The sequence below is a fragment of the Pseudarthrobacter sp. AB1 genome (assembly GCF_014926485.1).
GTDB lineage: Bacteria > Actinomycetota > Actinomycetes > Actinomycetales > Micrococcaceae > Arthrobacter.
The window spans coordinates 13,387-38,966 of sequence record NZ_PZKO01000014.1 but is presented as its reverse complement, the minus strand read 5'-3'; the positions used below and the strand labels follow the sequence as shown (position 1 = coordinate 38,966).

23 protein-coding genes and 1 pseudogene are annotated in these 25,580 nt (G+C 65.3%); 13 read left to right on the top strand and 11 right to left on the bottom strand.

From position 1 onward, the window contains the following. Positions 1–764, top strand: a pseudogene (locus DAD99_RS04740) (glycine dehydrogenase (aminomethyl-transferring)); the annotation flags it as partial. A gap of 26 nt (positions 765–790) precedes the next feature. Here DAD99_RS04740 and DAD99_RS04735 read toward each other — a convergent pair. Further along, positions 791–1,336: a TspO/MBR family protein gene (locus DAD99_RS04735; RefSeq protein WP_193340565.1), complete on the bottom strand. Its 546-nt coding sequence runs from the start codon at positions 1,334–1,336 to the stop codon at positions 791–793. Between the two features lie 95 nt (positions 1,337–1,431). Here DAD99_RS04735 and DAD99_RS04730 point away from each other — a divergent pair, with 95 nt between their 5' ends. From DAD99_RS04730 to DAD99_RS04720, 3 genes are all read left to right on the top strand, one after another. Then, positions 1,432–2,568 (top strand): peptidoglycan bridge formation glycyltransferase FemA/FemB family protein, encoded by a 1,137-nt coding sequence (locus DAD99_RS04730; protein ID WP_193340564.1) that lies wholly within the window; start codon positions 1,432–1,434, stop codon positions 2,566–2,568. Between the two features lie 86 nt (positions 2,569–2,654). After that, a complete protein-coding gene (locus tag DAD99_RS04725; protein ID WP_193340563.1) occupies positions 2,655–3,971 on the top strand; it encodes a peptidoglycan bridge formation glycyltransferase FemA/FemB family protein in 1,317 nt (438 codons plus the stop codon). A gap of 39 nt (positions 3,972–4,010) precedes the next feature. Next, entirely contained in the window at positions 4,011–5,498 is a 1,488-nt protein-coding gene (locus DAD99_RS04720) for a threonine/serine exporter ThrE family protein (protein WP_193340562.1), read from the top strand. A 26-nt stretch (positions 5,499–5,524) separates the two neighbouring features. On the opposite strand, the gene DAD99_RS04715 is transcribed toward DAD99_RS04720, so the two are convergent. From DAD99_RS04715 to DAD99_RS04705, 3 genes are all read right to left on the bottom strand, one after another. Continuing rightward, positions 5,525–6,682, bottom strand: coding sequence for a metallophosphoesterase (locus DAD99_RS04715; protein WP_227007668.1), 1,158 nt, complete (start codon positions 6,680–6,682; stop codon positions 5,525–5,527). Between the two features lie 158 nt (positions 6,683–6,840). After that, entirely contained in the window at positions 6,841–7,680 is an 840-nt protein-coding gene (locus DAD99_RS04710) for a siderophore-interacting protein (protein WP_193340561.1), read from the bottom strand. 14 nt (positions 7,681–7,694) lie between these two features. Further along, the gene (locus DAD99_RS04705) at positions 7,695–8,465 is read right to left on the bottom strand and encodes a uracil-DNA glycosylase (protein WP_309233199.1); all 771 of its coding nucleotides are present in this window, start codon (positions 8,463–8,465) and stop codon (positions 7,695–7,697) included. 133 nt (positions 8,466–8,598) lie between these two features. On the opposite strand from DAD99_RS04705, the gene DAD99_RS04700 reads away from it, so the two are divergent. From DAD99_RS04700 to groL, 5 genes are all read left to right on the top strand, one after another. Continuing rightward, complete coding sequence (locus tag DAD99_RS04700; protein WP_193340560.1) at positions 8,599–8,928, top strand: DUF3263 domain-containing protein; 330 nt, start codon at positions 8,599–8,601, stop codon at positions 8,926–8,928. 51 nt (positions 8,929–8,979) lie between these two features. After that, on the top strand, positions 8,980–9,597 hold the full coding sequence (locus tag DAD99_RS04695; RefSeq protein ID WP_185262623.1) for a LytR C-terminal domain-containing protein: 618 nt from the start codon (positions 8,980–8,982) through the stop codon (positions 9,595–9,597). Between the two features lie 158 nt (positions 9,598–9,755). Continuing rightward, positions 9,756–9,962, top strand: a complete 207-nt coding sequence (locus DAD99_RS04690) for a cold-shock protein (protein ID WP_193340559.1) — start codon at positions 9,756–9,758, stop codon at positions 9,960–9,962. 11 nt (positions 9,963–9,973) lie between these two features. Beyond that, complete coding sequence (locus tag DAD99_RS04685; protein ID WP_227007667.1) at positions 9,974–11,239, top strand: ABC transporter substrate-binding protein; 1,266 nt, start codon at positions 9,974–9,976, stop codon at positions 11,237–11,239. A 290-nt stretch (positions 11,240–11,529) separates the two neighbouring features. Further along, positions 11,530–13,158, top strand: coding sequence for a chaperonin GroEL (gene groL / locus DAD99_RS04680; RefSeq protein ID WP_058929984.1), 1,629 nt, complete (start codon positions 11,530–11,532; stop codon positions 13,156–13,158). 76 nt (positions 13,159–13,234) lie between these two features. On the opposite strand, the gene DAD99_RS04675 is transcribed toward groL, so the two are convergent. After that, positions 13,235–14,545, bottom strand: coding sequence for an ABC transporter substrate-binding protein (locus DAD99_RS04675; RefSeq protein ID WP_193340557.1), 1,311 nt, complete (start codon positions 14,543–14,545; stop codon positions 13,235–13,237). Positions 14,546–14,756: 211 nt separating this feature from the next. Here DAD99_RS04675 and DAD99_RS04670 point away from each other — a divergent pair, with 211 nt between their 5' ends. Continuing rightward, positions 14,757–15,818, top strand: a complete 1,062-nt coding sequence (locus DAD99_RS04670; protein ID WP_193340556.1) for a ribonuclease HI family protein — start codon at positions 14,757–14,759, stop codon at positions 15,816–15,818. 21 nt (positions 15,819–15,839) lie between these two features. Here DAD99_RS04670 and DAD99_RS04665 read toward each other — a convergent pair whose 3' ends face one another. The 6 genes from DAD99_RS04665 to DAD99_RS04640 form a co-directional block, all read right to left on the bottom strand. Continuing rightward, positions 15,840–16,127: a WXG100 family type VII secretion target gene (locus DAD99_RS04665; protein ID WP_058932786.1), complete on the bottom strand. Its 288-nt coding sequence runs from the start codon at positions 16,125–16,127 to the stop codon at positions 15,840–15,842. A 109-nt stretch (positions 16,128–16,236) separates the two neighbouring features. After that, a complete protein-coding gene (locus tag DAD99_RS04660; RefSeq protein ID WP_193340555.1) occupies positions 16,237–17,787 on the bottom strand; it encodes a HAMP domain-containing sensor histidine kinase in 1,551 nt (516 codons plus the stop codon). A gap of 2 nt (positions 17,788–17,789) precedes the next feature. Further along, on the bottom strand, positions 17,790–18,500 hold the full coding sequence (locus tag DAD99_RS04655) for a response regulator transcription factor (RefSeq protein WP_193340554.1): 711 nt from the start codon (positions 18,498–18,500) through the stop codon (positions 17,790–17,792). 117 nt (positions 18,501–18,617) lie between these two features. Continuing rightward, a complete protein-coding gene (locus DAD99_RS04650; RefSeq protein WP_193340553.1) occupies positions 18,618–20,261 on the bottom strand; it encodes a DNA repair helicase XPB in 1,644 nt (547 codons plus the stop codon). A 13-nt stretch (positions 20,262–20,274) separates the two neighbouring features. Next, positions 20,275–22,764: a helicase-associated domain-containing protein gene (locus DAD99_RS04645; protein ID WP_193340552.1), complete on the bottom strand. Its 2,490-nt coding sequence runs from the start codon at positions 22,762–22,764 to the stop codon at positions 20,275–20,277. 10 nt (positions 22,765–22,774) lie between these two features. Next, positions 22,775–23,008 (bottom strand): hypothetical protein, encoded by a 234-nt coding sequence (locus DAD99_RS04640; protein WP_193340551.1) that lies wholly within the window; start codon positions 23,006–23,008, stop codon positions 22,775–22,777. A gap of 245 nt (positions 23,009–23,253) precedes the next feature. On the opposite strand from DAD99_RS04640, the gene DAD99_RS04635 reads away from it, so the two are divergent. Genes DAD99_RS04635 through DAD99_RS04625 form a run of 3 tightly spaced genes read left to right on the top strand, consistent with a single transcriptional unit; the run spans position 23,254 to position 25,560 of the window. Further along, positions 23,254–23,637, top strand: a complete 384-nt coding sequence (locus DAD99_RS04635; RefSeq protein WP_193340550.1) for a cold-shock protein — start codon at positions 23,254–23,256, stop codon at positions 23,635–23,637. Between the two features lie 9 nt (positions 23,638–23,646). After that, positions 23,647–24,180 (top strand): DUF3027 domain-containing protein, encoded by a 534-nt coding sequence (locus tag DAD99_RS04630; RefSeq protein WP_193340549.1) that lies wholly within the window; start codon positions 23,647–23,649, stop codon positions 24,178–24,180. Between the two features lie 45 nt (positions 24,181–24,225). Further along, positions 24,226–25,560 carry an MFS transporter gene (locus tag DAD99_RS04625; protein WP_193340548.1) on the top strand — a complete coding sequence of 445 codons (1,335 nt, stop codon included), beginning with the start codon at positions 24,226–24,228 and terminating at the stop codon, positions 25,558–25,560. The last annotated feature ends 20 nt before the right edge of the window (positions 25,561–25,580 follow it).

Below are 25,580 nucleotides of genomic sequence, written 5' to 3'. Positions count from 1 at the left end.
ACAAGACCTTCTGCATCCCGCACGGCGGCGGCGGCCCCGGTGTTGGTCCGGTCGCAGCCAAGGCCCACCTGGCACCGTTTATGCCCAGTGACGCCAACAAGTCGGCCCACGAAGCGGGCCACGGCGTGGCGATCAGCGCATCCAACTACGGTTCCGCGGGCGTCCTGCCCATCTCGTGGGCGTATGTGAAGCTGATGGGTGCCGAGGGCCTGACCGAGGCGACGAAGTCGGCGCTGCTTGCGGCGAACTACGTTGCGGCGCGCCTGAACGAGTACTTCCCGGTCCTCTACACCGGTGAGGGCGGACTGGTGGCGCACGAGTGCATCCTGGACCTGCGTGAGCTGACGGCGAAGACCGGCGTGACGGCTGAGGATGTGGCCAAGCGCCTGATCGACTACGGCTTCCATGCCCCCACCCTGGCGTTCCCGGTGGCGGGCACGCTGATGGTGGAACCGACCGAGTCCGAGGACCTTGGGGAGATCGACCGGTTCATCGACGCGATGATCACCATCCGGAAGGAAATCGACCAGGTGGCCAGTGGTGACTTCAGCGTCGAGAACAGCCCGCTGCGCCACGCACCCCACACCGCGTCCGCCGTCGTGAGTTCCGATTGGAACCGTGCGTACCCGCGCGAGCAGGCTGCCTTCCCGGTCCACCACCTCAAGCAGGACAAGTACTTCCCGCCCGTAGGCCGCATCGACGGCGCAGCCGGGGACCGCAACCTGATCTGCTCCTGCCCGCCGCTGTCGGACTTCGAAGACTAAAACACCGCCAGCATCTGGTACGTCGGCTAGTTGTTCAGCGCTGCCCACAGGTTGAGGGACGACGCGAACACGATCCAGGTTATGTAGGGCAACAACAGGATCCCGGCCAGCCTGCTGAGCGGGCCGAAGCGGACCACCGTAACCGTCACCGCCAGGATCAGCGCCAGGATGACGGCAAAAGCCAGCCACAAAGCGGCCGTCCCGATCAGGGGATACAGGCTGAAGAAGACCGGCGTCCACACAAGATTCAGGAACAACTGGATTCCGTAGATAACCAGAGCCGAACGCGACTCCGGACTGCCGCGGCGCCAGACCAGCCACGCGGCCACGGCCATGGCTGTGTAGAGGATCGTCCACACTGGACCGAACAGCCAATTGGGTGGCGACCAGGGAGCTTTGTTGGCGTCGACGTACCACCCGTTCACGTTGTTGACCGTGGCAAAGGCACCCAGCCAAGCGACCAGGGCGGAGGCCGCAAGGAAGAGAACGAGGGCAGCCACCTGCGCGCCGCGCCCGGGGATCCCGGTGGCATTTTCGGGCTGGTGGACGGACCTGTCTGATGGCGACTCCATGGGTCAACCCTTGCGAAGCGCTGCCCGCCAGTCAAGGTACTCCCGGGACCGGGCTGAAACGCCCGGGCCAGATCAGGCTTTAGACTTGTGGCTACATGTCCGCACGTAGCCACGAGTACAGAACCGCGCACAAACCCCTGAGATTGGACACGGCCCCCTTGCGAGAATTCACCGCCCGCTTTGCCACAGCGGAGGAAATTGAGAACTGGGACAAGCACGTCACGGCCAACCCGAACGGCGGCAACATGCTGCAGTCCGCCGCCTACGCGTCCGTGAAGAACGGCAGCGGCTGGACCGCCCGCTTCCTGGTCCTGGAGTCTGCCGGGACCGCCAGCTACAACCTGGTGCTGGAGAAGAAATTCCCGGTGCTTGGCGTCCTGTGGTACCTGATCAAGGGCCCTGACCTGGCTGCCGTCGAGGACCTCAAGCCGGTGTTGGACGCGTGCGCTGCGTTCGCCCGGAGCCGGAACCTCAACGTCTTCACCATCAAGATTGAACCCGACGTTGTGTCCACCCCTGAAGCCCGGGCGGACGTCGCCGCCGCCGGCCTGGTGAAGGCCCCGAACATCCAATCCAATGACTCCACCGCCCTGCTGGACATCGCGGCGCCGGAGAACCAGGTGTTCCGGTCCATCTCCTCCCGCGCCCGCAACGCGATCCGCCGGGCAGAGCGCGAAGGCTGCGCGGTGGTGCAGCAGGAGCCAAGCCCGGAAACGTACCGGGCGCTGTATGACCTGATGGCGGACACCGTCAACGCCAAGGGTTCCATGCCGTTGCGCAGCCTCGAGTACTACACCCGGTTCTGGGACGAATTCTGCGCCCGCGGCCAAGGCAACTTCTTCTTCGTTTATGAGGACGGCAAACCCAGTGTGGGCGCCTTTGTGATCAACTACGGATCCAAGGCAACCTACAAGGACGGCGGCTCCACCCAGAACAGGAAGCAGTACGGCGATTCGCATCTGGTCCAGTGGCAGGCCATCCGAAGAATGCAGGAACTCGGCTGCACCGAGTACGACTTCTGCGGCACCCCGCCGTCCAGCCTGATCAAGGACAGGTCCCACCACCTGTACGGCATGGGCATGTTCAAGACGAGCTTCACGAAGACGGTAACTGACTTCGTCGGCTGCTACGACTACGTGCTGTCGCCCGTCAGGCATGCCCTGTGGGTCAAGGGCGCGGAACGGATCTTCCGCCGGCTCGAAACCGCACGCACCGGCCAGCAGTTCTACTGACAGCCCGCCAGCCACGCTCACCATCCACACCACGAAGGCCAGCGACTGCCCCACGCGGCAGCGCAGCCATAGATGAGGTTATTTCCGTGAATCCCACCAAAGCCGGAGCCGATCTCCAGCTCAGCGTCCTCAGCGATGCCGAGTTTGAGTCCTTCTCCCTCAAACACCCGCAAAACAACTTCATCCAGTCCGCTGACTTCACCCGTTTCCAGCGCGCCCGCGGCCAGGCAGTGGAGCTGTTCGGTGTCAAGCGCGACGGCATTCTGGTCGCCGCCGGCAAACTGAACTACACCACCAACCGCTGGGGCTACAAGGTGTGCGAGTGCGCCAAGGGCCCCCTCCTGGACTACACGGACGCCGCACTGGTGCGTGACGTCGTCGGACTCCTTAAGGAACGTGCCGCGGAACGCAAGGCTGCCGAACTGCGGATTTCCCCGAACCTGACCTACATCGCCCGCGATGCCGACGGTGCCGAACACCCCGAGATCGCGGACAACAGGCCGCTCGTGGCGGAACTGGCGGGCCTCGGTTTTGAACATCTGGGCTCGGACATGAACTTCGCCAACGTGAACTGGATGTTCATCAAGCAGCTCGAGGCCATCGCGGACGCCGAGGAGCTCATCATGGGCACCAGCTACCGGACCCGGAAGGCCATCCGGAAGGCTGAAAAGAACGGCGTGTTCCTGGAACAGGCCACCCTTGAAACCCTCGACGAGTTCTACGACGCGCTGAGCACCGCGGGGGACGAGAAGGGCTTCTTCTACCGGGAACGCGAATACTACGAACAGCTCCTGCGGACCACCTCGGCCGAGTTCACGAAGCTCATGATGGCCAAGATCGACATCCCCGAGTACCGGAAGTCCATCACCGAGCGACTGGAAGCGGAAGCCGCGTCCGCAGCCGAACTCCGCCGTGAAGTGGAAGAGACCGGCAGCAAAAAGAAGGCCAACCGCCTCAAAGTGGTCCAGGACCTCGTGGACAGCTACGAACGCAGCCTCAAGGACATCGAGCGGTTCCCGGACTCCGTGGGAGTCGCAACAGTGGCCGCCATCCACTTCGTCTGCTTCGGCGACGAGGTGGTCTGCGTTATCGGCGGCACCAAGCAGGACTACATCTACTTCAACGGCGCCACCTCGCTGTACTGGGGGATGATGCTGCACGCCCTGGACAAAGGCTACTCGCGCTACAACTTCTACGGCACCTTCGGCATCCAGGGACAGGACGAAGAAGGCCACGGCGGCTACGAGTTCAAGAAGGGCTTCGGTGGCGACGTGGTCCAGCTGCTGGGTGACTTCGTGATGCCCGTGCGGCCGGTAGCCTTCCAAGCCAACCGCCTGGTCCGAACGGCCATCGCGGCGGCCCGCACGCTGCTGGGCAAACTGCCACTGAAACGCCGGGCCTAGCACCAATCCACGAACTGCCAGAAAGGGAGGAGCACCAAGGTGACCGATCGACCTGAAAACCCAAGGCGCAGGCCTCCCACCGGCGGCTTGCCCAAAACAGAGCCGCTGACACCCTCCCAGCTCCGCCAGGACGCTGCGGCCAAGAAGATGCTACGGCGACTGGTCCGGGGGGAGAACCCGCCGACGGCGCCGATGAGCATTGTGGACAGGCTCGCCGGAAGCCCCTACGCCAACCCCATGATCCAGGTGGGAGGCGTGGACACTTCCGCACGCAAGACCCTGGACTTTGCCCTGCACCTGGCCGAGACCATGTTCCGGTACGGGGCAGGCGCCCTGGAAGTGGAGACGAGCATCATTGCCGTTACCGCGGCGCTGGGGCTGAAAAACATCGAAGTGGACATCACCAACCAGTCGGTGGGCATCAACTACGCGCCCAAGGACCAGACGCCCATCGCGCTGCTTCGCGTGGTGCGGTCCTGGACGAACAACTATGCCGGGCTGGCCAAGGTACACCGGCTGGTGACGGACATCGTGGCCGGAGGAGTAGGCCGCGATGAGGCGATCCGCCGGCTGGACGAGGCCATCACCAGCCCCAAACCGTTTCCGCGCTGGATGGTCACCGTAGCCTTCGGCGTGTTTGCGGCAGTCTTTGTGGGTGTCCTCGGCGGCGGCCCTGTGTCCTCGGGCATTGCCTTCGCGGCCAACATCGGCGTCAGCCTGCTCGCCCGCCAGTTGGGCCGGTGGCGGGTTCCGGACTTCTTCACGACGGCGGCATGCGCCTTCGGCGTTACGCTCACCGCGTTGCTGTTGTGGCGCTTTGAACTCACCAATGCACCATCGATTGTGGTGGTGGGTGGCATCCTCCTGCTCCTGCCCACGGGACGCCTCGTCTCCTCGGTCCAGGACGCCATCAACGGTTTTCCCGTGACCGCAGCGGGACGGTTTCTGTCCACCTTGCTGACGTTCGGCGCGATTGTGGCCGGGATTGCAGTGGCATTCGTGGTGGGCCAGATGACCGGAATGCAGCCCATTAGTGTCACGCAGACGTTCCCTCCTGCCTACGACCTTTGGGTCCTGGTGACCTTTATCGCCGTCGCAGTGATGGCCATCGGCGTGACCGAGCAGACCTCCTGGGAGCTGCTGCTGCCCACCGCCGGTGTGGGCGTGGTGGGCTATTTTGTGTTGCTGGGCGCCGCGTCCCTCGGCGTCGGTGACCGGTTCTCCCCGGCGCTCGCCGCCGTCGCGATCGGCCTGCTGGCGCGCGTGGTGGCGCTTAAGATGGGCGCACCACAGCTGGTGGTAGCGGTCCCGGCGGCCTTGATCCTGTTGCCCGGGCTGACCATTTTCCGGTCCATGTATGTGTTGACCATGGAGGAATCAGAAGTTCTCCTTGGTGCTGGCGGCATGCTCAACGCCGGCGCGATCGTCCTGGGCACAGCCGGCGGAATCGTCCTCGGCGACACCCTGGCGCGGCCGCTGACACGCGGCCTTGCCAGTAACGAGCGGCGCCGCGCCCGGAGGCGCTAGCTAGCGCCAGGCACTAAAGCCTTCCCCTAGCGCTCAATCGCGAAGGCGTCGGTGAAGGTGAATCCGGCGGCGGGCACAAAGCGCGCCTCCAGGCGTGCGTGCGTCAACCTCACGTCCAACGTTCCGAGGGTCCGATCGCTGTTTTTTCCTGTCCAGACAGCAAACAGGCCTGCCTCAGGATCATCGGCTTGGACGTCGTGGTGCCCGGCGCCGCCCACACCGACCGTGACAAAGACCGTGCCCTGCCCCTGGGCAAGGTCGTTGTCGGAGTCGGCCACACAATCGTTCCGGGCCTCTCCGGGGACCAGCACGGGGCAACGTTCAGTCAGGCGGAGTTGACGTGTCCGCTGATAGACATGTTGGTGGCCGGTGAGCACGAGGTCCACGTTCTTGCTCACCAGCATGTTCGTCAGTCGCTCCCCGGGCTGGCAGCCGTACTTTCCCATACTGAAGCACGGGGTGTGCATGCCCACCACAGTCCAGGGGATGTTTGCGGCGCGGGCACCGTCGATGGCAGATTCGGTCCAGCGCCAGCGGTTGCTGCCCTGTGAATAGTCCAGGGGCTGTCCGCCAGGAAAATCAATCCCGGGAGAAATAAGGATGAATCTCACCAGGGGGCGGTCCCGGGGCACGTCGACGTACCATTGCGTACCGTACGTGCCTTGCAACCCGGGCAGCCTGTTGGGCAGGCATTGGGCGAACTTGCCGATGTCGCCGTCGTGGCCGTCGCTTTCGTGGTTGCCCGTGATCAGCTCATACGGGAAATCCTGGCCAAGTTTCTTGGTCACCATGTCGCAGAACGCTTGCTCGGCTCCGGCCTGGTAAGAGAGGTCACCGAGCACTATGTTTAGATCCGGCTTCAGCCCGGCGATCACATCGAGGACTGCCTTCGCGCCGCCGCCCAGGCCGATGTCCCCGGCTGCGGTGAAGTGAACCGACCTCGAGTCGGAGGCAGGCTGTTCTTCGGAGGCTGGCTGCTCCTGCGGCTGCACGGGTGGGCCTTCCGGCGCCGCTTGGCACGCCGAGCCCGCAAGGCAGATGAGGGTGGCCCAGGACAGGGCCGCCCAGATCCGGGCCGGGGCGGATGCTGCCCGGGCGGCCATTGGGGCGAACACTGCTGTTTTGACCACTGCGCGGCAGAAGACAAAAACCCGGCGGAGGAATCGCCTGGTCGTAGCATTCATGACGGCTCCCCGGGACGCTCGGACGGCGTAATCGGAAGCCTGATCAGCAGCTGCCGGAGTGCCATTTACTGTGAGTGTAGGCCTGTGGGGTGCGCCGGACAAGATTTTGGGCCATTTGTTGGGCGATCGGTCAGAGGGTGCGGAGTGCTGGCTACGGGTCAGACCTTGCCGACGGGAAGCTTCTTTTCGGCCTGGAAGTCGTCCTCCACCCGGCCCTGGGCCCAGTAGCCGGACAGCGAAACCTGGTTCCGTTCAAGGCCGCGCTGGACAAAGAACACGTCCCGCAGGCCCTTCATGTAACCACGCTCGCCGTGGGCAAAAACGTCGACCCGGCCGGCGGGCCACTCGGCGCCAGCCACCGCGGAAACCAGAAGGTCCCCGGCGCCTGCGGGAGCGCCGTTGCGGCGAAGCCAGGTCACCTGAACCCCCGCCGGGGACGCGACGGGCTGGATGTCGGCGTCGCTGTCCACCTCGATAAATGCCAGGCCGGCCGCTTCAGCAGGCAACGATTCGATGGCGGCGGCGATCGCAGGAAGGGCGGCTTCGTCGCCGGCAAAGAGGTACCAGTCCGCGTCCGGCGCCGGGTTGTAGGCACCGCCCGGTCCGGTGAAGGTGAAGGTGTCGCCGGGCATGGCAGCAGCCGCCCACGGACCCGCCAGTCCCTCGGCGCCGTGGATCACAAAGTCGATGGCGAGTTCCTGCGCCTCGGTGTCCACCCAGCGGACCGTGTAGGTACGGGTGAAGGGCCACTGCTCGCGGGGCATGGTTTCGCGGATGGTCCACAGGTCCAGGGGCTGGGCATAGTCAATGTGGGGCTGCGGGAAGACAATTTTGACGTAGCGGTCCACAAAGCTGTTGTTCACGTAGGCGGTAAAACCCGTGCCGCCTGCCACGATCCTGACCATGTGGGGCGAGAGTTCTTCCCGCCGAATGACCGTGAGATCGATCTGCGGACGTGTATTTTTTGTGGCGTTGGTGGCGGCCGGAACAGTGCTCATAAGGTAACCCTAAGCTAAGGGGCCGGGGGGAGTTCCCAGGTTACGCCAGGGCAGCCCTGGTCCTGCAGCAGCTGGTTGATGGTGGTGAAGGGCCGGGAGCCGAAGAATCCGCGCGACGCCGACAACGGGCTGGGGTGTGCGCTGGACACGACCGCCGCGCCCGGCAGGAGGGGCCGGACGCTCTCCGCGTCCTTGCCCCACAGTACCGCCACGAGCGGCGCCGGCCCGCGGTCGGACGTGCGCCGGCTGGCAACCGCGGTGACTGCCGCCGTCGTGATGGCCTCCCAGCCTTTGCCCCGGTGGGAGCCGGCAGCCCCGGCACGGACGCTCAGGACCCGGTTAAGCAGCAAGACCCCCTGGTTGGCCCAGGCGGACAGGTCGCCGTGGACGCGCGCGGGAAGGCCAAGATCGGCCTCCAGTTCGCGGTAGATATTCGCCAGGCTCCGCGGGATGGGCCGGGTCCGCCCGTCAACGGCGAAGGACAGGCCGATCGCATGGCCCGGCGTCGGGTAGGGGTCCTGGCCCATTACCAGGACTTTCACGCCGGCCAGCGGCTGCCGGAAGGCGCGCAGAACGTTCGACGGCGCCGGCAGCACTTGGTGCCCCGCGGCAACTTCGGTGGCCAGGAAGTTCAGGACGCCACGCAGGTCACCCTCCACGGGGCCCAGCGTCTCCGCCCAGTCGGCCGCCATCAGCTCACTGAGCGGCAAAGCGGCCATCTCGGCAAAGCCGACGGGCTCGGCCGGGTCCGCCGTCAGTTCGAACAGCGCGTCAGAATCAAACACGCTCCCATTCTCGCAGGGTCACCGGCCACTGCAGCCGGGCCGCAAATGACATCAGTGTTATTCACGCCGTAACATGGGGAGGAGATTTTGAAACTTAACCGGTAATTCAGCAAGACCAGCGAAGGGGTGTGCCGTGGCGGAACCTGCTCGGGAGCACGTGCCGGAGTCTGAGGAGCGAGGCTCTTTGCTGGCGGATTTTACCCTCCGTGACTCTCCCCTGAGCGAGCGCGACCAGCAGATGCTGGCACTGGAGCGGCAGTGGTGGAAGTACGCGGGGGCCAAGGAACAGGCCATCAGGGAGCTGTTCGACCTGTCCGCGACCCACTACTACCAGCTGCTTAACGCCCTTATTGACACCGAGGCTGCATTGGCCCACGACCCCATGCTGGTCAAGAGATTGCGTAGACTACGTACGTCGCGTCACCGGGCACGCACTGCACGACGCCTGGGTTCCGACGCCTGACCACGCTCGTGCTGAGCCATCAGCAGCAATCAACAAGGACGTCTCCCCACCATGACCAAATACGCTCGGGATGAATTCGACAAGGTTCCGGAGTCCGCCTCGCGGCAGGGTGTCCACCGTGCGGCCTCGGCGCCGGCCCGCCGCAAGCTGTGGCCCATCCTGGCGGTGGGAATTGTGGCATTGGCCATCGGAGTGGTGTCCTTCCTGATCCTTCCCAGGCTCGGGTTCACCCAGGCCGGCAGCGAAGCCTCCACCAGCCTGGAATCAACCGCGGCACCCGAGGCAAGCGCGGCTCCGTCGGTCACTGCTGAATCCTCCGCGGACCCGGAGCCCTCTAACAGTCCGGACGCAGAGCCGAGCGCTTCGCCCAGTGATGTTCCCTCCGCGGCTGTGCTGGACAAGTCCCAAGGTGTTGCCATCTACAACGCGGCCGGGACGGCCGGGCTCGCCGGACGCATCAGCTCGATGGTCCAGGCCGATGGCTGGACGCTGGGCCAGGTGGGAAACTGGGGCGGCGCTCCGCAGCAGACATCAGCAATTTTCTATGCGGGCCCGGCGCAGGAAGCCAACGCCGAAGCAGTCTCCAAACTCCTGAACATTCCCACGCTGGTGGATACCCAGGAATTCCAGGTGCCCTTGGTTGTTGTCCTGGGGCCGGGCTACCAGTAGTGCCCCGCGGTCACGCCTGAATAACTTTTGGGCACCGGAGCGGCCGGGTGGCTCGGCCCTCCGGACGGCTTGTCGCTAGAGTGATTTCAGGCTTCGGTCCGTAACAAGCGGCACACTCCCGACGGGGACCGGCGGCACGACGGAAAAGAGCGGACATCATGGCATTGGGAACGGTTAAGTGGTTCAACGCCGAAAAGGGCTACGGCTTTATTACGGTGGACGGCTCCGGGGGCGATGTCTTTGTGCACTGGTCGTCCATCGAGGGCGAAGGTTACCGGGCCCTGGATGAAGGCCAGCGCGTCGAGCTTGAGGTCGGCGAAGGCGAGAAAGGCCCCCAGGCAGAAAACGTCCGGCCCGCTCAGTGATCCACCGCAGCTTGCGCTCAACAATCGTCCGCACAACTACAGGGGCGGCCCTCCTGCTGGCCCTGGCCGGCTGCGCCGGGTCGGGCGGCAATGCACGCGTTGAATCCGCTGAAGCATCCGGTGACGGCACGCTGCGGATCGGGCTGATCCAGGACAGCGCGGGGAAGCAGGCCTTCCTCAACGACTCACAGCTCGCTGCGGCCCAACTGGCCATCAAGGAAATCAATGCGGCCGGGGGCCACAAGGGCAGGCCTGTTGATCTGGTGGTGGGCGCCGGCGATGGCGCCGATGCCCAGGCCAGGCATCTGGCCTCAGCCAGAGTTGATGTGGTGATCGGACCGACCGATTCGAGCCACGCCGCCGACGCCATCGATGTCCTCTCGGCTGCGCGCGTCCCGCTCCTCTCGCCGGCCAACTCCGCTGCCGGCCTGTCCCGCTACAAGAGCGGCGGCTATTACTTCAGGACGGCGGCTGCGGACGTTGCCCAGGCATCGGTGCTGGTGAAATTGGCCAAGGAAGGCGGCGCCAAGAGCCTTGCCGTGATCCACCAGGACTCTGGCTACGGAAAAGACGTAGCTGCCGCGGTGGCCGGCGCCGCCAAAAACGCCGGCCTGGACACCGTCTCCACCACCGCCTTCAAGCCCGGCGACGCCGGGGACGCGGCAGCCGCTGTCAAGGCCGCCTCACCTGACGCGGTAGTGCTGATCGCCAGGGACGACGCCCAGGGTGCCCTCGCAGAGCTCAATAACGCAGGGCTCCCGGGCAAGAGCATCATCCTGAGCGACGGCGCTTTCGCCCAGTACGGTTCGGGGCTGGGATCCAAGGCCCTCGACGGCGCCCGTGCAGTGGTGCCGGGTCTGTTGCCGTCCGCAGACTTCCAAGCCCGTCTTGTGGCGGTCAACCCTGCACTGAAAGACCTTTCGTTCGCCGCAGAGACCTACGACGCCGTGAACCTCGCGGCCCTGGCCGCAGCAAAGGCTGACGACGATGCCGGCCGCTCCATTGCCGCCAACCTGATCGCCGTCTCCGGCGGGACAGCAGGCGGGCAGCCCGCCGCGCAGGCCTCTGGCCCGGCCACCAAGCCGTGCCTGTCCTACACCGATTGCCTCGCGGTCCTGAAGACCGGGGCCGGCATTAATTACGACGGCGAATCGGGGCCGGTTGCCTTCGACGCCAACGGTGACATCACCACGGCCAACTACATGGTGTTCACATACGGCGCAGACAACAGGGCGGTGCTCACCGGCCGTGAGACTGCAGGCCGGGCAGCAGGCTGATCGCCGGTGGCGAACAGGGCGCCCTGACGGCGCCATTTGCGGGGCCTTTCGCTTGCACTCTCACCTAGGGAGTGCTAATTATTGAGTTAGCACTCTTACGTACCGACTGCTAAAGCAACGTCCGGTTTTCCGGCATCGGAGCTTGGTGGCGGTCGTGGAGCGAGAGAAATACCTAGCTGGAGTGAGATCCCCGGCCGCGGCATACAGAGGCCGCCGGTGAAGGATCGTCCGTCGCGGGCACTGCAGTGAGGTTCATTCTTAACGACTGTCCCGAAAGGACTACTGCCGTTATGGCCAAGATCATTGCATTTGATGAAGAGGCACGCCGCGGTCTTGAGCGGGGCCTGAACATCCTCGCCGACGCCGTCAAGGTCACCCTCGGCCCGCGTGGACGCAACGTCGTCCTCGAAAAGAAGTGGGGCGCCCCCACGATCACTAACGATGGTGTTTCCATCGCCAAGGAGATCGAGCTGGACGACCCTTACGAAAAGATCGGCGCCGAGCTGGTCAAGGAAGTTGCCAAGAAGACGGACGACGTCGCAGGCGACGGCACCACCACGGCTACCGTGCTGGCGCAGGCACTTGTCAAGGAAGGCCTGCGCAACGTCGCGGCCGGCGCTGACCCGCTGTCCCTCAAGCGCGGTATCGAGAAGGCTGTAGCGGCCGTCACGGTTGAGCTGCTGGCCTCCGCCAAGGAAATCGAAACCAAGGAAGAGATTGCGGCTACTGCCTCCATCTCCGCCGGTGACGACGAAATTGGCGCACTGATCGCTGAAGCCCTCGACAAGGTGGGCAAAGAAGGCGTCATCACCGTCGAGGAGTCCAACACCTTCGGCCTGGAGCTCGAGCTCACCGAAGGCATGCGCTTCGACAAGGGTTACATCTCCGCTTACTTTGTGACCGATACTGAGCGCCAGGAAACGGTCCTTGAGGACCCGTACATCCTGATCGTCAACTCCAAGATCTCCAACGTCAAGGAACTGGTTGCTGTCCTGGAAAAGGTCATGCAGTCCAACAAGCCGCTGCTGATCATTGCCGAGGACATCGAGGGTGAGGCCCTGGCCACCCTGATCGTCAACAAGATCCGCGGCACCTTCAAGTCCGTTGCCGTCAAGGCTCCGGGCTTCGGCGACCGCCGCAAGGCCCAGCTGGCCGACATCGCTGTACTCACCGGTGGCCAGGTCATCGCCGAGGAAGTCGGACTCAAGCTGGAGACCGCCGGACTGGAACTCCTGGGACGCGCCCGCAAGGTTGTTGTCACCAAGGACGAGACCACCATCGTTGAAGGTGCCGGCGACGCCGACCAGATCGCTGGCCGCGTTTCCCAGATCCGTGCCGAGATCGAAAACTCCGATTCGGACTACGACCGCGAGAAGCTGCAGGAACGCCTGGCCAAGCTGGCCGGCGGCGTTGCAGTCATCAAGGCCGGTGCCGCAACCGAAGTTGAGCTCAAGGAACGCAAGCACCGCATTGAGGACGCTGTCCGCAACGCGAAGGCTGCTGTTGAAGAAGGCATCGTCGCCGGTGGCGGCGTTGCGCTGATCCAGGCCGGCGCCAAGGCGTTCGCGAACCTGAACCTGACAGGTGACGAAGCAACCGGTGCGAACATCGTCCGTGTTGCCATCGACGCCCCGCTGAAGCAGATCGCTTTCAACGCCGGCCTCGAGCCTGGCGTTGTTGTCGACAAGGTCCGCGGCCTGCCTGCAGGCCACGGCCTGAACGCAGCAACCGGCGAATACGTCGACCTGCTGGCTGCCGGCATCAACGACCCGGTCAAGGTAACCCGCTCTGCCCTGCAGAACGCGGCTTCCATTGCTGGTCTGTTCCTCACCACCGAGGCCGTTGTGGCTGACAAGCCGGAGAAGAACGCTCCGGCCATGGGTGGCGGCGACGACATGGGCGGCATGGGCGGCTTCTAGTCCCCAGCGCCCGGACCACGTTCCGCGCAAACAATGATGCGGCCCCCTCCACTGGAGGGGGCCGCATCTATTTCCACTACTTGCGGGCCGTGGCCAGCATTCCTTCGACTTCCTTCTTGAACGCTTCGGCGGCCGTCTGCGGAGTCATCCGGTTGTACAGGACTTCATCGGTGAACCGCTTGATGACGTTCTGGACGCTACCGGCACCCACCGGCGGGACGGGAGGTGCGTCGGCTATGTCCGGCGCAATGGCCTTCAGGAAGGCCACCACGGTGGTGTCTGCCGGCTTGAGGGCAGGGGTGATGCCCTTGACGATTTCAGAGTTGCTCGGGACTCCGCGGTCTGTCATAAGGATGGCGCCTGCGGCGGGGCTGTTGGCCAGGTAATTGATAAAGGTTGCGGCTGCTTCCGGGTGCTTGGACCGTGAGGACGCGGACCAGAACATGGTGGGCTTGTAGTACATGCCGTTGTCCGCAGACTTTCCGTCGGTACTGGGGGCGCGGAGCATCCTGAGGCTGCTGCCTGTGGTGGTTTCCAGCGATCCCAGCTGGTTGGTCCACCACCAGGCCATACCCACCCGGTTCGTGCCGAACAGACTCTCCTCAAGCCCAGCGCCGGAGTCCTCGGTGGCCACAGAGGCCGGTGGACTTGCCTTGGAATCGCGCTGCTCCTTCAGCCGCTCCCAGAACGCAGCGGCCGTAGCGGTGTCGAAATCCAGTTTCCCGTCCTGGGAGTAGAGGTTCTCGCCGTGCTGCCGAAGCCAAATGATGAGGTCTGCCTCGTTGCTGCCATAGGCCGCGCCGTAGCTCCTTCCGTCACCGGCCGCGCTGAGTTTCGCGGCGGTGTCCATGAAGTCGTCCCAGGTCCAGGTGGAGTCGTCGGGGACAGGCACGTTTGCTGCCTCGAAGACCTTGGTGTTCGCCATGATGACGTAGGCGTTCTTCCCGGTGCTCAACCCGTACTGTGCGTCGTTGTACTGGCCGGACGCCAAGGATTCCTTGTCCAGCTTGGAGGTGTCGATCCCGCTCTGTTTGGACAGGTCCAGCAGTGCCCCCCGGCCACCGTATTCGGCGATGTATTTCTGATCCATCTGGATGACATCCGGTGCGTCATTGGCAGCGGTGGTGGTGGCCAGCTTGTCCCAGTAGCTGGCCCATTCGCCCGGCGCGGATTCGATCTTGATGTTCGGATGTTCGGCCTCGAACGCGTCGATGACTTTCTCTGTTTGCGCGTTGAGGTACTCGTTGCCCCACCAGGCGAACCGCAGGGTGACTTCGCTGCCTTCACTGGAGCCGGCGGGTGCACCGCAGCCTGTGGCGAGCAGTGAGACAGCGATGGCGACTGCGCCGAACTGGAATCTCCTGCGGCTGATGGCCTGAATCTTCATTGATGTGCCTTCCTCAAAAGGGTGGAGGTCCACCCCGCTCGGGTTCCCGTGACGGCATCGGTGCCGGCGGGGAAGCTTCGACTGAGAAAGCGCTTTCCAGGTCAGGATTCCGATTCTGCCGCGCTTCGACTTTGGCGTCCAGACTTTTCGGTAAGCGGTTTCCCGGATGTTGGCTGAACCGGTTGTCGGCGGTGTCTGGCAGGATGGTTCCGTGACAATTACTGCAGCGGCCGACGGTTCGGCTCTAGGAAATCCCGGCCCGGCCGGTTGGGCCTGGTATGTGAACGACGACTGCTGGCGCGCCGGGGGATGGCCGCACGGCACCAACAACCAGGGCGAGCTAATGGCTGTGCTGGATCTGTTCCGTGCCACCGCGCACGTCCCGGAAGAGGACCTGAGGGTTCTCTGCGACAGCCAGTACGTGATCAACTCCATCACAAAGTGGATGCCGGGGTGGAAACGCAAGGGCTGGCGGAAGGCCGACGGCAAACCCGTCCTGAACGTGGAGCTGCTCAAGGAACTTGACCGGGAAATCGCCGGCCGGAAATACACCTTCGAATGGGTCAAAGGCCACGCCGGCCACGACCTCAATGAGGCAGCCGATGTCCGCGCGCGTGCCGCTGCCACCGCGTACCAGCAGGGTGTGGCAGCGCGGTCAGGCCCAGGCTTCGCTGGAGCCCCGGACGCAGTTGGCCCAGCAGTTGATAGCCGCGTTGCCGTCAGCTCCGGGGCAGTCGCTGCGCTGGCCGGCCCCGACGCCGTCACTGCAGCCAGCCTGCAGGCGGCCACCAAAGTCGCCGGCGGTGCTGTCGCCGGCGGTCAGGGCTCGTACGGCCAGGACCTCTTGAATCAAGACCCCTACGACGAGCCGGACCTCTTCAGCGAACTGGAGAGCGAATCGTTCATCCCGGCGGAGTCCGCCGGGGCTGAGATGAGCCCCGAGGCGATCGTCGAGGCCCTCGAACGCGAATTGTCGGGCCCCGACATCCGTGGCGACATCGGCCGTACCGGCGTCCTCCTCCACCCTGATTTCATGGAGATCGGAACGTCGGGCAGAGTCTGGACCCGTGACGCCACGATGATGGCACTCGAAGAGGAACCAGTGCAGCACGCCGAGCTGGAGATCCTGGGTGCGGACCGCATCGGCACCAGCGCGATCCTGCTGACGTGCCGAAGCTACTCGCGCCCAGGCACGGCTCTCCATAGCTCACTGTGGGTCTTGGACGGCAACAGGTGGCGGCTCCGGTTCCGCCAGGGTACGCCGGAGGCCTAGAGCGCACTTTCGGCCGCGGACTCAGCTGAAGCGTTGGGTGTTGCCCTGCTCGGCCTGGGCGTAGGTGGACGCTGCCGATGCCAGGGCCATGTTGATGGATGCCAGTGACGCCTCCACCTTGCCCTGGGTGAGGGTCCACTCGGTCACCAGGGCCTGGAAGTTGTTGGCAGCCGAGCCCCGCCAGGTGGACTGCAGTTCGTCCAGGCCCCGCTTCATGGTCTGCACGTCCGAGCTGATCCGGTCCACCGTTGCTTTGACGTTGGCCGACTTGAGCTGAAGGAGTTCGGTGTCGACGGAAATGATGCTCATGGCTAGCTGCCTCTCGAAGTAGTGGGACAGCATATGCTGCCCGCCCGGCTGCTCCGGGCCACTACAGCGAGCCTACGGACGGGCACTGCCCGCGCGCCACGCTCCATGGCTATATGTGGATAACCTTGCCGTCGCCGTGGCCTCCGTCCAGAGGATCGCCATGCTGGGCGGACGTCCAGCCCGGAGTCGCGTCCAGTAGGTGCTCATCGCCGGACGGAGCCTCGTCTGTGGCGTCGTCCCTGACAGGCAGGCTGACCACCAAGGTAGCCCCGCCGCCGTCGGTCGTTTCCACCCGGACGGACCCGCCGTGCGATCCCACGATGGCCGCGACAATCGCGAGTCCCAGGCCGCTGCCGCCGGTTTCACGCGTCCGGGACGTGTCCGCCCGATAGAAACGCTCGAACACCTTGGACGCATCCTCTTCTGAAATGCCGGGGCCATGGTCCCGCACCTCGATCACGGCGAGTGGCTGCCCGCCGTCGGAGGTCCGAACCCCGACGGCGAGTTCGATCGGGCTGCCGTCCGGGGTGTAGCGCAGGGCGTTCCCCACGAGGTTCCCCACCACCTGTCGCAGTTTTGCTTCGTCACCGAGCACGGGAGCGGGTGCGGCCCGATCCTCAGCAAGGCCGGTCAGGGAGATGGGACGAAAGCGGTCGCTTGCCTGTGTGTCCACCACCGCGTCGTGGGCGATCAGTTGCAGATCGACGGGCTTTTGCTGGAGCGGACGCTGTTCGTCCAGGCGCGCCAGCAGGAGCAGGTCCTCCACCATTGAACCCATCCGTTTGGCTTCGCTTTCGATCCGCCCCATGGCCGTGGCCACGTCATCGTCGGTGGCCAGCGCGCCATGGCGATAGAGCTCGGAGAAACCCCTGATGGTCACGAGCGGGGTACGCAGCTCGTGGGAGGCGTCTGCTGCGAACCGGCGCATTCTGCCTTCGGAAGCTGTCCGGGCGGCGAAGGCCGTCTCGATGTGCGCCAGCATGGCGTTCAGTGAACTGCCGAGCCGCCCCACTTCGGTGCCGGGATGCTCGACGTCCACACGCCTGGAAAGGTCGCCGGCGGCAATCGCGGCCGCGGTCCTTTCCACCTTGCCCAGTGGCCGGAACGACCGCGACACGGTCCAACTGGCGATCAGGGAGGCCAGCAGCAGGGTGAGCAGGCCGACGCCGGTGACCACCAGGGTGGCGTGCTTGAGGACATCGTCCACACTTTGCAGCGGCAATCCGATGACAACAACAGCGGGTTGGCCGATATAGAGCACGGTCACCGCGACCACCCGCCAGTTGTGGCCGTCCGTGCCGCGCACCTGGTAAGGACGCGCGGCCCTGTCCTGGGCGTCCTCAACGGAGATGGTTGAGATGTCGGGGTGGTCATCCGGATTGCCGCCCAACAGCTGGGGCTCCCCACCGGGGGTGTAAAGGATCAGCGAGTAGTCAGTGGGTACCATCGGGTTGGTGGGTGCCTGCAGCTGGGTGAACGAGCGCTGCTTGCTGGCGAGGTCCACGGCGGCGTACAGCTTGTCATCCACCTGTGCCTGGAGGTAGCTGTGCAGCAGCGTCAGGGTGCCGGCTCCGGTCGCAGTCAGCGCAACAATCAGCAGTGCCATGATCATGGCCACCAGCTGGGACCTCAGCGAGGCCGATTTCCACCGCTGCAGCAAGGTCAGCGCTTCTCTGCCGTCCGGAGCACGTAGCCCACTCCGCGTTTGGTCTGGATCAGGGCCGGTGCGTCCGGATCAATGTCCACCTTGCGCCGGAGGTAGGAGATGTAGGACTCCACGATCGAGGCGTCGCCATTGAAGTTGTACTCCCAGACGTGGTCAAGGATCTGGGATTTCGACAGCACCCGGTTCGGGTTCAGCATGAGGTAGCGGAGGAGCTTGAATTCCGTGGGGGACAGTTCAATCACGGTGCCGCCGCGGCGCACCTCGTGGGCGTCGTCGTCGAGCTCCAGGTCGTCCACCCGGATCACGGCGTCGTCGTCGAGCATGGGCTGGGTCCGGCGCAGGACCGCGCGGATGCGGGCCACTACTTCGTCCAGGCTGAACGGCTTGGTGACATAGTCGTCCCCGCCCACCGTGAGGCCGGTGACCTTGTCCTCGGTGTCGTCCTTCGCCGTAAGGAACAGGACCGGGAAGTGCTGGCCCGAAGCCCGCAGCTTGCGGGTGACGGTGAAGCCATCCATGTCCGGCAACATCACGTCCAGTACCGCCAGATCGGGTGTGTGGAGCTCGGCGGCGGCCAGCGCGTCGCGGCCGTTGGCGGCAGAGACCACCTCAAAGCCTGCGAAGCGGAGCGAGGTGGACAGCAGCTCGCGGATGTTGGGTTCGTCATCAACAACTAGCAGCTTGGCTTCTGGGCCGGTCTTCTTCATGCTCCCATCATGCTCCCAGAAACTGTGAGTTTTCTGGATGGATGGTGGGTGTTCCATGGGGAGTCTGCTTGTGATGGTGGCAACCCGGACCGTCAGGCAGGAACACCGGGCGACCTTCTAGCCGGCGCCGACATCCTTGGCGTCCATGATCCGGTAGGCATACCCCTGCTCAGCCAGGAAGCGCTGCCGCTTGGCCGCGAAATCCTGGTCCAGGGTGTCCCGGGCCACCAACGAGTAGAAGCGGGCGGCCCGGCCGTCCTTCTTGGGGCGCAGCAGCCGGCCCAGCCGCTGGGCTTCCTCCTGCCGCGACCCGAAAGAACCTGAAACCTGGATGGCCACCGAGGCCTCCGGCAGGTCGATGGAGAAGTTGGCCACCTTGGACACCACCAGAGTGTGCACGTCGCCGGCGCGGAAGGCATCGAAGAGCTTTTGCCGTTCCTTCACCGAGGTGTCGCCCTTGATGACGGGAGCCTGCAGGCGCTCGCCGATCTCGTCCAGCTGGTCAATGTATTGCCCGATCACCAGCAGTTGCTCGCCCTGGTGGCGGGCCACCAGCTGTTCCACAATCAGGGTCTTGGACTCGGACGTCGCGCACAGCCGGTACTTGTCCGCGTCTTCGGCCATGGCGTAGGCCACGCGTTCGTCCCGGGGCAGGTCAATCCGGACCTCCACGCAGTCCGCGGGGGCGATGTAGCCCTGCGCTTCGATGTCCTTCCAAGGCGCGTCATACCGCTTGGGCCCGATCAGGCTGAAGACCTCGCCTTCGCGGCCGTCCTCGCGGACCAGGGTGGCGGTGAGGCCCAGCCGGCGGCGGGCCTGCAGGTCCGCGGTCATCCGGAAGATCGGCGCCGGCAGGAGGTGGACTTCGTCATATATGATCAGGCCCCAGTCGTGGCCGTCCAGGAGCTCCAGGTGCGCGTACAGGCCGCCGCGTTTGGTGGTGAGGACCTGGTAGGTGGCGATGGTGACCGGTCGGACCTCCTTGACTGAGCCCGAGTACTCGCCGATTTCATCCTCCGTCAGCGACGTCCGCTTGAGCAGCTCGTCCTTCCATTGCCGGGCGGCCACGGTGTTCGTCACCAGGATGAGGGTGGTGGTGGAGCTCGTGGCCATGGCCGCGGCACCCACCAGAGTCTTCCCGGCCCCACAGGGCAGCACTACCACGCCGCTGCCGCCGGCCCAGAAATTCTCGGTGGCGAGCTGCTGGTAAGGACGGAGCTTCCAGCCGTCCTCATTCAGGGCGATCAGGTGCGGTGTCCCGTCCACGTAGCCGGCCAGGTCCTCCGCCGGCCACCCGATTTTCAGCAGCAGCTGCTTGAGCTGGCCGCGCTGTGAGGAATGGACCACAATGGTTTCGCCGTCGATCCGCGGCCCCAGCAGGGGCTGGATTTTCTTGGCCCGGATGACCTCTTCCAGCACCGGGTAGTCGTCCGTGCGCATCACCAGGCCGTGCTGTGGGTCCTTCTCCAGCCGCAGCCGCCCGTACCGGGACATGGTCTCTTCGACGTCGATCAGCAGCGAATGCGGTACCGGGAACCGCGAGTATTTGAGCAGGGTGTCCAGGACCTTCTCCGCGTCCAATCCGGCGGCGCGCGCGTTCCACAGGCCCAAGGGGGTCAGGCGGTAGCTGTGCATGTGCTCCGGAGCGCGCTCCAGTTCGGCGAAGGGGGCGATCGCGTGGCGCGCCTCGGTGGCCAGTTCGTGGTCCACTTCGAGCAGGATGGTTTTGTCACTTTGGACGATCAGCGGGCCGTCGTTCACGCGGGGGCGTCCTTCACTGGCGCAGTTCTTCTGCGGCCTCGATGTCGATAATGCGGTGGATGGAGAGCACCCGCTCGGTTTCCTTGACAGGATCGAAGACCCTGACGCGTCCGCCGGTTACGGAGAGGGGAACAACTGTCTCCAGGCAGCAATTCCCTTGGCTGTCCACTACGTTCATGCTCACACGCTGCTTAAGCCGGATAGCCCGCTGCAGGGTCTCCAGGCCAAGCTGGGTTGCGGTTTCGCCGGTACCCGGCACTGCAGGTGGGTGGTTTCCGTTGGCTTCGGACCGCCCGTTCCGCAGGACGGCGAGCTGCGCAGCGACGTCGTCCTCCGCTGGCGCGGTCCGCGGCGCTGTGTAGACGGGGCGGGTGCTGCCCGGAACGCCGGCGATGCGGCGGAGCCGGACCACTCCGGGCTGGGCCTGATCCACCGACGGCGAGAGCCCCAGTCCGCGCAGGACCTGCGCCGTTTCCCGCGGCGGAGCCGTGGAGATCAGCACGGTCGGCGCAATCCGGGCCAGCCCCAACCCGGCTGCCTTGGACTCCGCCGCCAGCTCCAGCACCGTTGCCTCATCATCGCTTTGGATAAAGCTGGCGGCCGTTCCCACCCGGAGCCGGCCGTGCCGGGACGCGGTGTCCTCCACCAGGTATTCCAGGGGTTGGGGCACTGCCGTGGCCGAGTGCTCACGCAGGAACTCCAGCAGGCTCGATGCGTCATGCCCGGCATCCAGGGCGCGCCGGACCGAGTTGGCGGAGAACCGGTAGATGGTGGCGGGCCCCTGCCCCTCGGCGTCGGCCATTACCAACAGCTTTTCCGCCAGCTCCGGAGCCAGGTAACCCGGGGCAACTGCCGTCAGGTCCGCCTGGAGCAGGACGTGGTTCAGCGCCGCGGGCAGGTGCTCTCCCAGGATGCCCAGGGCCTCGTCCGGATTGTCCTCGGCAATGGCGCTGCCCAGCTGGCTCAACGCACCGGAGCCGATCAATCCCAGCAGCTCTGCTTCGGCCAGCACACCCCTGATCAGGGAACTGAACCGGCGGGCCATCCGCGGCTGCGTCCATTCAGCCCGCTGGAGCACTGCCGCGGCGTCGAGGACCGGCGCCGTGCCGTCCGCAGCGGCAGCTTCCTGCGTGAGCTCCTCCAGAATTTCCAGGATCCGCTTCCTGACCACCGGGGCATCCGGCCGCTGCGCTTCCGCTGAAAGGGCATTGACGGTATTCCCGGCCACGGCACGGTGCACGGCGGGAACGCCGCCCGGGCCGGTAACGGGCTGACCCACGAGTGAGGGCACACGCTCGCTCGCGAGCCAGGCGTTGACCAGCCACAGCCACTGCTCCTGGCGGGGGAGGGACAGCCACTCCAGCTGCGGGGGCTGCACCCAGGAGGACGAGTCCACATCAAGGCGCAACAGGCCGGAGAGGGCGCTGATTTCCAGCAGCAGGCCCGCCCGGTGCTGGTCGATGCGCAGCGTCTCGGCCAGCCGCTTCATTTCCCGGACGCCTACGCCGCCGCTTCGCAGCGTGGCCAGCGGCTGTTCGCGGACGGCATGGAGCAGATCACCCATCAGCCGGAGGGTTTCAGCGATGGCGCCCAGCGCCGCGTTCCGGCGAAGTGCGGCGGTAGTGCTGCCCAGCTCCGGAACCGGAGGGGAAAGGGAAAAGTCATTGATGATGGCGCCGCCACGCAGCGACAGCCCCACGCTGTGCGGAAGTTCCACGTGCGCGGCGTCCAAGGGGACCAGCAGGCCGCGGGCCAGGAGCCAGTCCACGGGCCCGACGTCGGCGCCCTGGTTCGAGACCGACGCTTTCCGTTGCGCCTGGGGGACGGCACCCATCGCCCAGTTGCGGAATTTGGCGAGTAACGCCGTCGTGCGTTCCGGGGCTCCGGCCAGAGCTGCGCTGAGTGCCTCGGGCGAGGATGTCCAATGCTGTAGCGCCAGGGCTGCCTCCATGGGGGTGGTGGCGTTCTGGATGGAGACGCCGCTGCGGTGCAGCTCCGCAACGAGCTGGACTACCCGCTGGGCAAACGCGGGCTGAAGCCTGACCAGCTCGGTGTAGCTGCGCCCCAGCCCCGCAGGATAGATTCCCACCACGTCCTTGAGGCTTCCCACCGGCAGGTAGTAGCGCTGCCGATGGCCCGAAGCCGCCGTTCCATTCGGCGGCTCGGCCCGGTGCACCAAAGCGAGTTCCTGGAGCGAGGCCAGGATGCGTTCCAGCGCCGCCACCGTGGATCCTGCAATGAGTTTCCGGACGCCCGCCGCAGATGCGCTGTGTTCGGTGTCCGTGTTGGTGCACAGATGCAGGGTTTCCAGCACCTGCATCTGCGGCCTGTTCAGCCGTTCGAGCGCACGCTGGACGCTGACCCGCGCGCTTGCCCGGGCGGCCAGGGCGGAAAAGTCAGGAACCGCGGGGGACATAAGGTCCGGCCGCGCTGCGAAGAGCGCCCGCAACGAGTCATCGCTGCGTGCTTCCAGTTCTTTGCTGAGCGCGCGGATAAGGGACATCAGTCCAACGTTACCGCCCGCTGGACTTTCCTGCCCGGCGCCGGCCGGCCACGCTGTCCAGCACCAGGAAGAGCATCAGCAGGAACGCCACAGGCAACCCGTACAAGGCGGCGGCGGTGACCCAGGCCGGAGCAGCGGAGCCTGCGAAGGCCAGCGCCATGACTGCGCCCACCGCCACGAGGGAAAGTATGGCAACTACCGCTGCGCAGATCATCAGTGGGCGCCGGTATCGCGAGGGTGTCATGCAGGTAACGCTAACAGCCGGGTGACCGGTGGTGGCGCCACAGGCGGCCGTGAGCCTCGGGCCCGCTACCGCGGCAGGCGGCGGGATGATGCGTGCGTGAAAGCAGGATTCCGGGTCCCGGCAGGATAACCTTGAGGAACAGACCAACACGGTCCGTTGCTGTCATACCCTGAACCCGCACATCAGTGCGGATGCGGTGACTGCCGGCCGTGTCAGAAGACGTCAGAACGAAGAAGGTTGATTACGTGCCTACCGGCAAGGTCAAGTGGTATGACAAGGAAAAAGGTTTCGGATTCCTCGCAGGCGAGGACGGCCAGGAAGTCTTCCTGCCCAAATCATCGCTGCCCGAAGGCATTACGGAGCTGAAGGCAGGCACACGCGTTGAGTTCGGCGTTGCCGACGGCCGCAAGGGTGCGCAGGCCCTGGGCCTGCGCGTCCTGGACAAAACGCCGTCCATCGCCAAGGCCAAGCGGCCCAGCGCCCGGGACCTCGCGCCGCTCGTCCAGGACCTGGTCAGCGTGCTGGACAACCTTTCCGGAACCCTGTCCGCGGGTAAGTACCCGGAAGGCAACAAGGGCAAGGCCATCGCGGTTGCCCTGCGTAAGGTTGCCGACGAGCTGGACGTTTAGGTCTTGACCATGAACGCGGAAGCTGAACAGCCGGACACCACGGCACCGGAGACGGTGGGCGCCAAAGCTGAGGCCAAGCGCCGTACCGGCGTGCCCGTGTGGCGGACCGGCAAGCCGGACGCCTTCCTCGCTGCTGCCGTTGGCGAGGCGCGGACCGCCATCGAAGGCATCACGGCGGCGTCGGACATCGGTGCGCACCTGGCTGCCAGAAGTGAGGGCGACCGCCTGGTCACCCACCTCTTCGAATCAAAAATGGCCGGCTACGACGGCTGGCAGTGGTATGCGGTCCTGACCAGGAACTCCCGCTCCAAGGTGGTCACGGTCAGCGAACTTGGCCTCCTGCCGTCGGAGGATTCCATCCTTTCCCCGGAGTGGGTGCCGTGGGCAGAGCGCGTCCGCCCCGAGGACGCACAGGCGGCGGAGGAAGAGGAACCGCGCGCTGCTGTTGCTTCCGCTTCGGAGCCGGACACTTCGCCGGCCGACGCTTCGGGGTCCGATGACGAAGACGCCGAGGACGACGAACCCGCCGGCGAGGCTGACTAAGCAGTTGAGAATGCGCAGGGTTGAGAACCATGAAGGCCGGCACTGATGTCCACCTTCAAATCCCTGCACATCCTCAACTACCGGATCTGGTTCATCGGCGCACTGGTTTCCAACATCGGAACCTGGATGCAGCGGACGGCCCAGGACTGGCTGGTGTTTGACCACCTCACCGAGCACGACGCCGGAGCCATGGGCATCACCATGGCGCTGCAGCTGGGACCACAGCTGTTCCTGGCGCCCATAGCCGGCCTCGTGGCTGACCGGTACAGCCGCCGGCAGCTGCTGATCATGACGCAGTCAATGATGGCCCTCCTGAGCGCCGGCCTGGGCATCCTGGTGGTGCTCGGCGCCGGCCAGCTGTGGCACGTCTACGGCTTTGCCCTGCTGCTGGGCATGGTGTCCGCGCTCGATGCCCCGGTCCGCCAGACCTTCGTGTCCGAACTAGTGCGGGACGACTACCTGCCCAACGCCGTGGCCCTGAACAGCGCCTCCTTCAATGTCGCCCGCATGATCGGACCCGCCGTGGCCGGCGTGCTCACCGTGGCTGTAGGTCCTGGCTGGGTGTTCCTGATCAATACCGCCACGTTCCTGGCCATGCTCCTAAGCCTGTGGAAAATCCCCTCCGCGTCGCTGCGCCGGCTTCCCCGGGCGGCCCCGGGCAAGGGCCGCATCAGGGAAGGGCTGCGCTACGTCCGGTTCCGGCCGGACATTCTGGTGGTCCTCGTAGCCGTGTTCATTGTGGGCACACTCGGGCTTAACTTCGTACTGTTCATTGCCGCGATGGTGGGCACGGAGTTCGGGCTGGACGCCAGCGCCTTCGGGCTTATGAATTCCATCATGGCCATCGGGTCCGTGGCGGGCGCGCTGCTCTCCGCCGGCCGTGGCGAACCCCGCCTTCGGATGATCTTCGGCGCGGCGGCTGCCTTTGGCGTGTCGTCGGGGCTGGCGGCGCTCGCCCCGAACTACTTCTGGTTCGGCGTCGCGCTGGTGCCGGTGGGCCTGTTCGCGATCACCATGATGACCAGCGCCAACGGCTACGTCCAGACCACCACCGATCCCGTCATGCGGGGCAGGGTCATGGCCCTGTACATGGCCATCTTTATGGGCGGCACACCCATAGGCGCCCCGCTGGTGGGATGGGTGGCCAACGCCGCTGGCCCCCGGTGGTCCCTTTCCGTGGCGGCCGCGTCCGGGATCATCGCCGCAGTGATCGGAATGATCTGGATCATCCGCGCCCAGCAGCTCCGGCTCACCTTCAACCGGCGTGCCCGCGGCCTGCGGTACTTCGGCGTCGTCTCGCATCTGGGCGTCCAACAACCGGGGGACAACACAAACGGCGCCGCCAGGGACGAAAACCCGGACGACGCCGTCGGTCGCTGACAGCTGGCCTCACCGCGTGA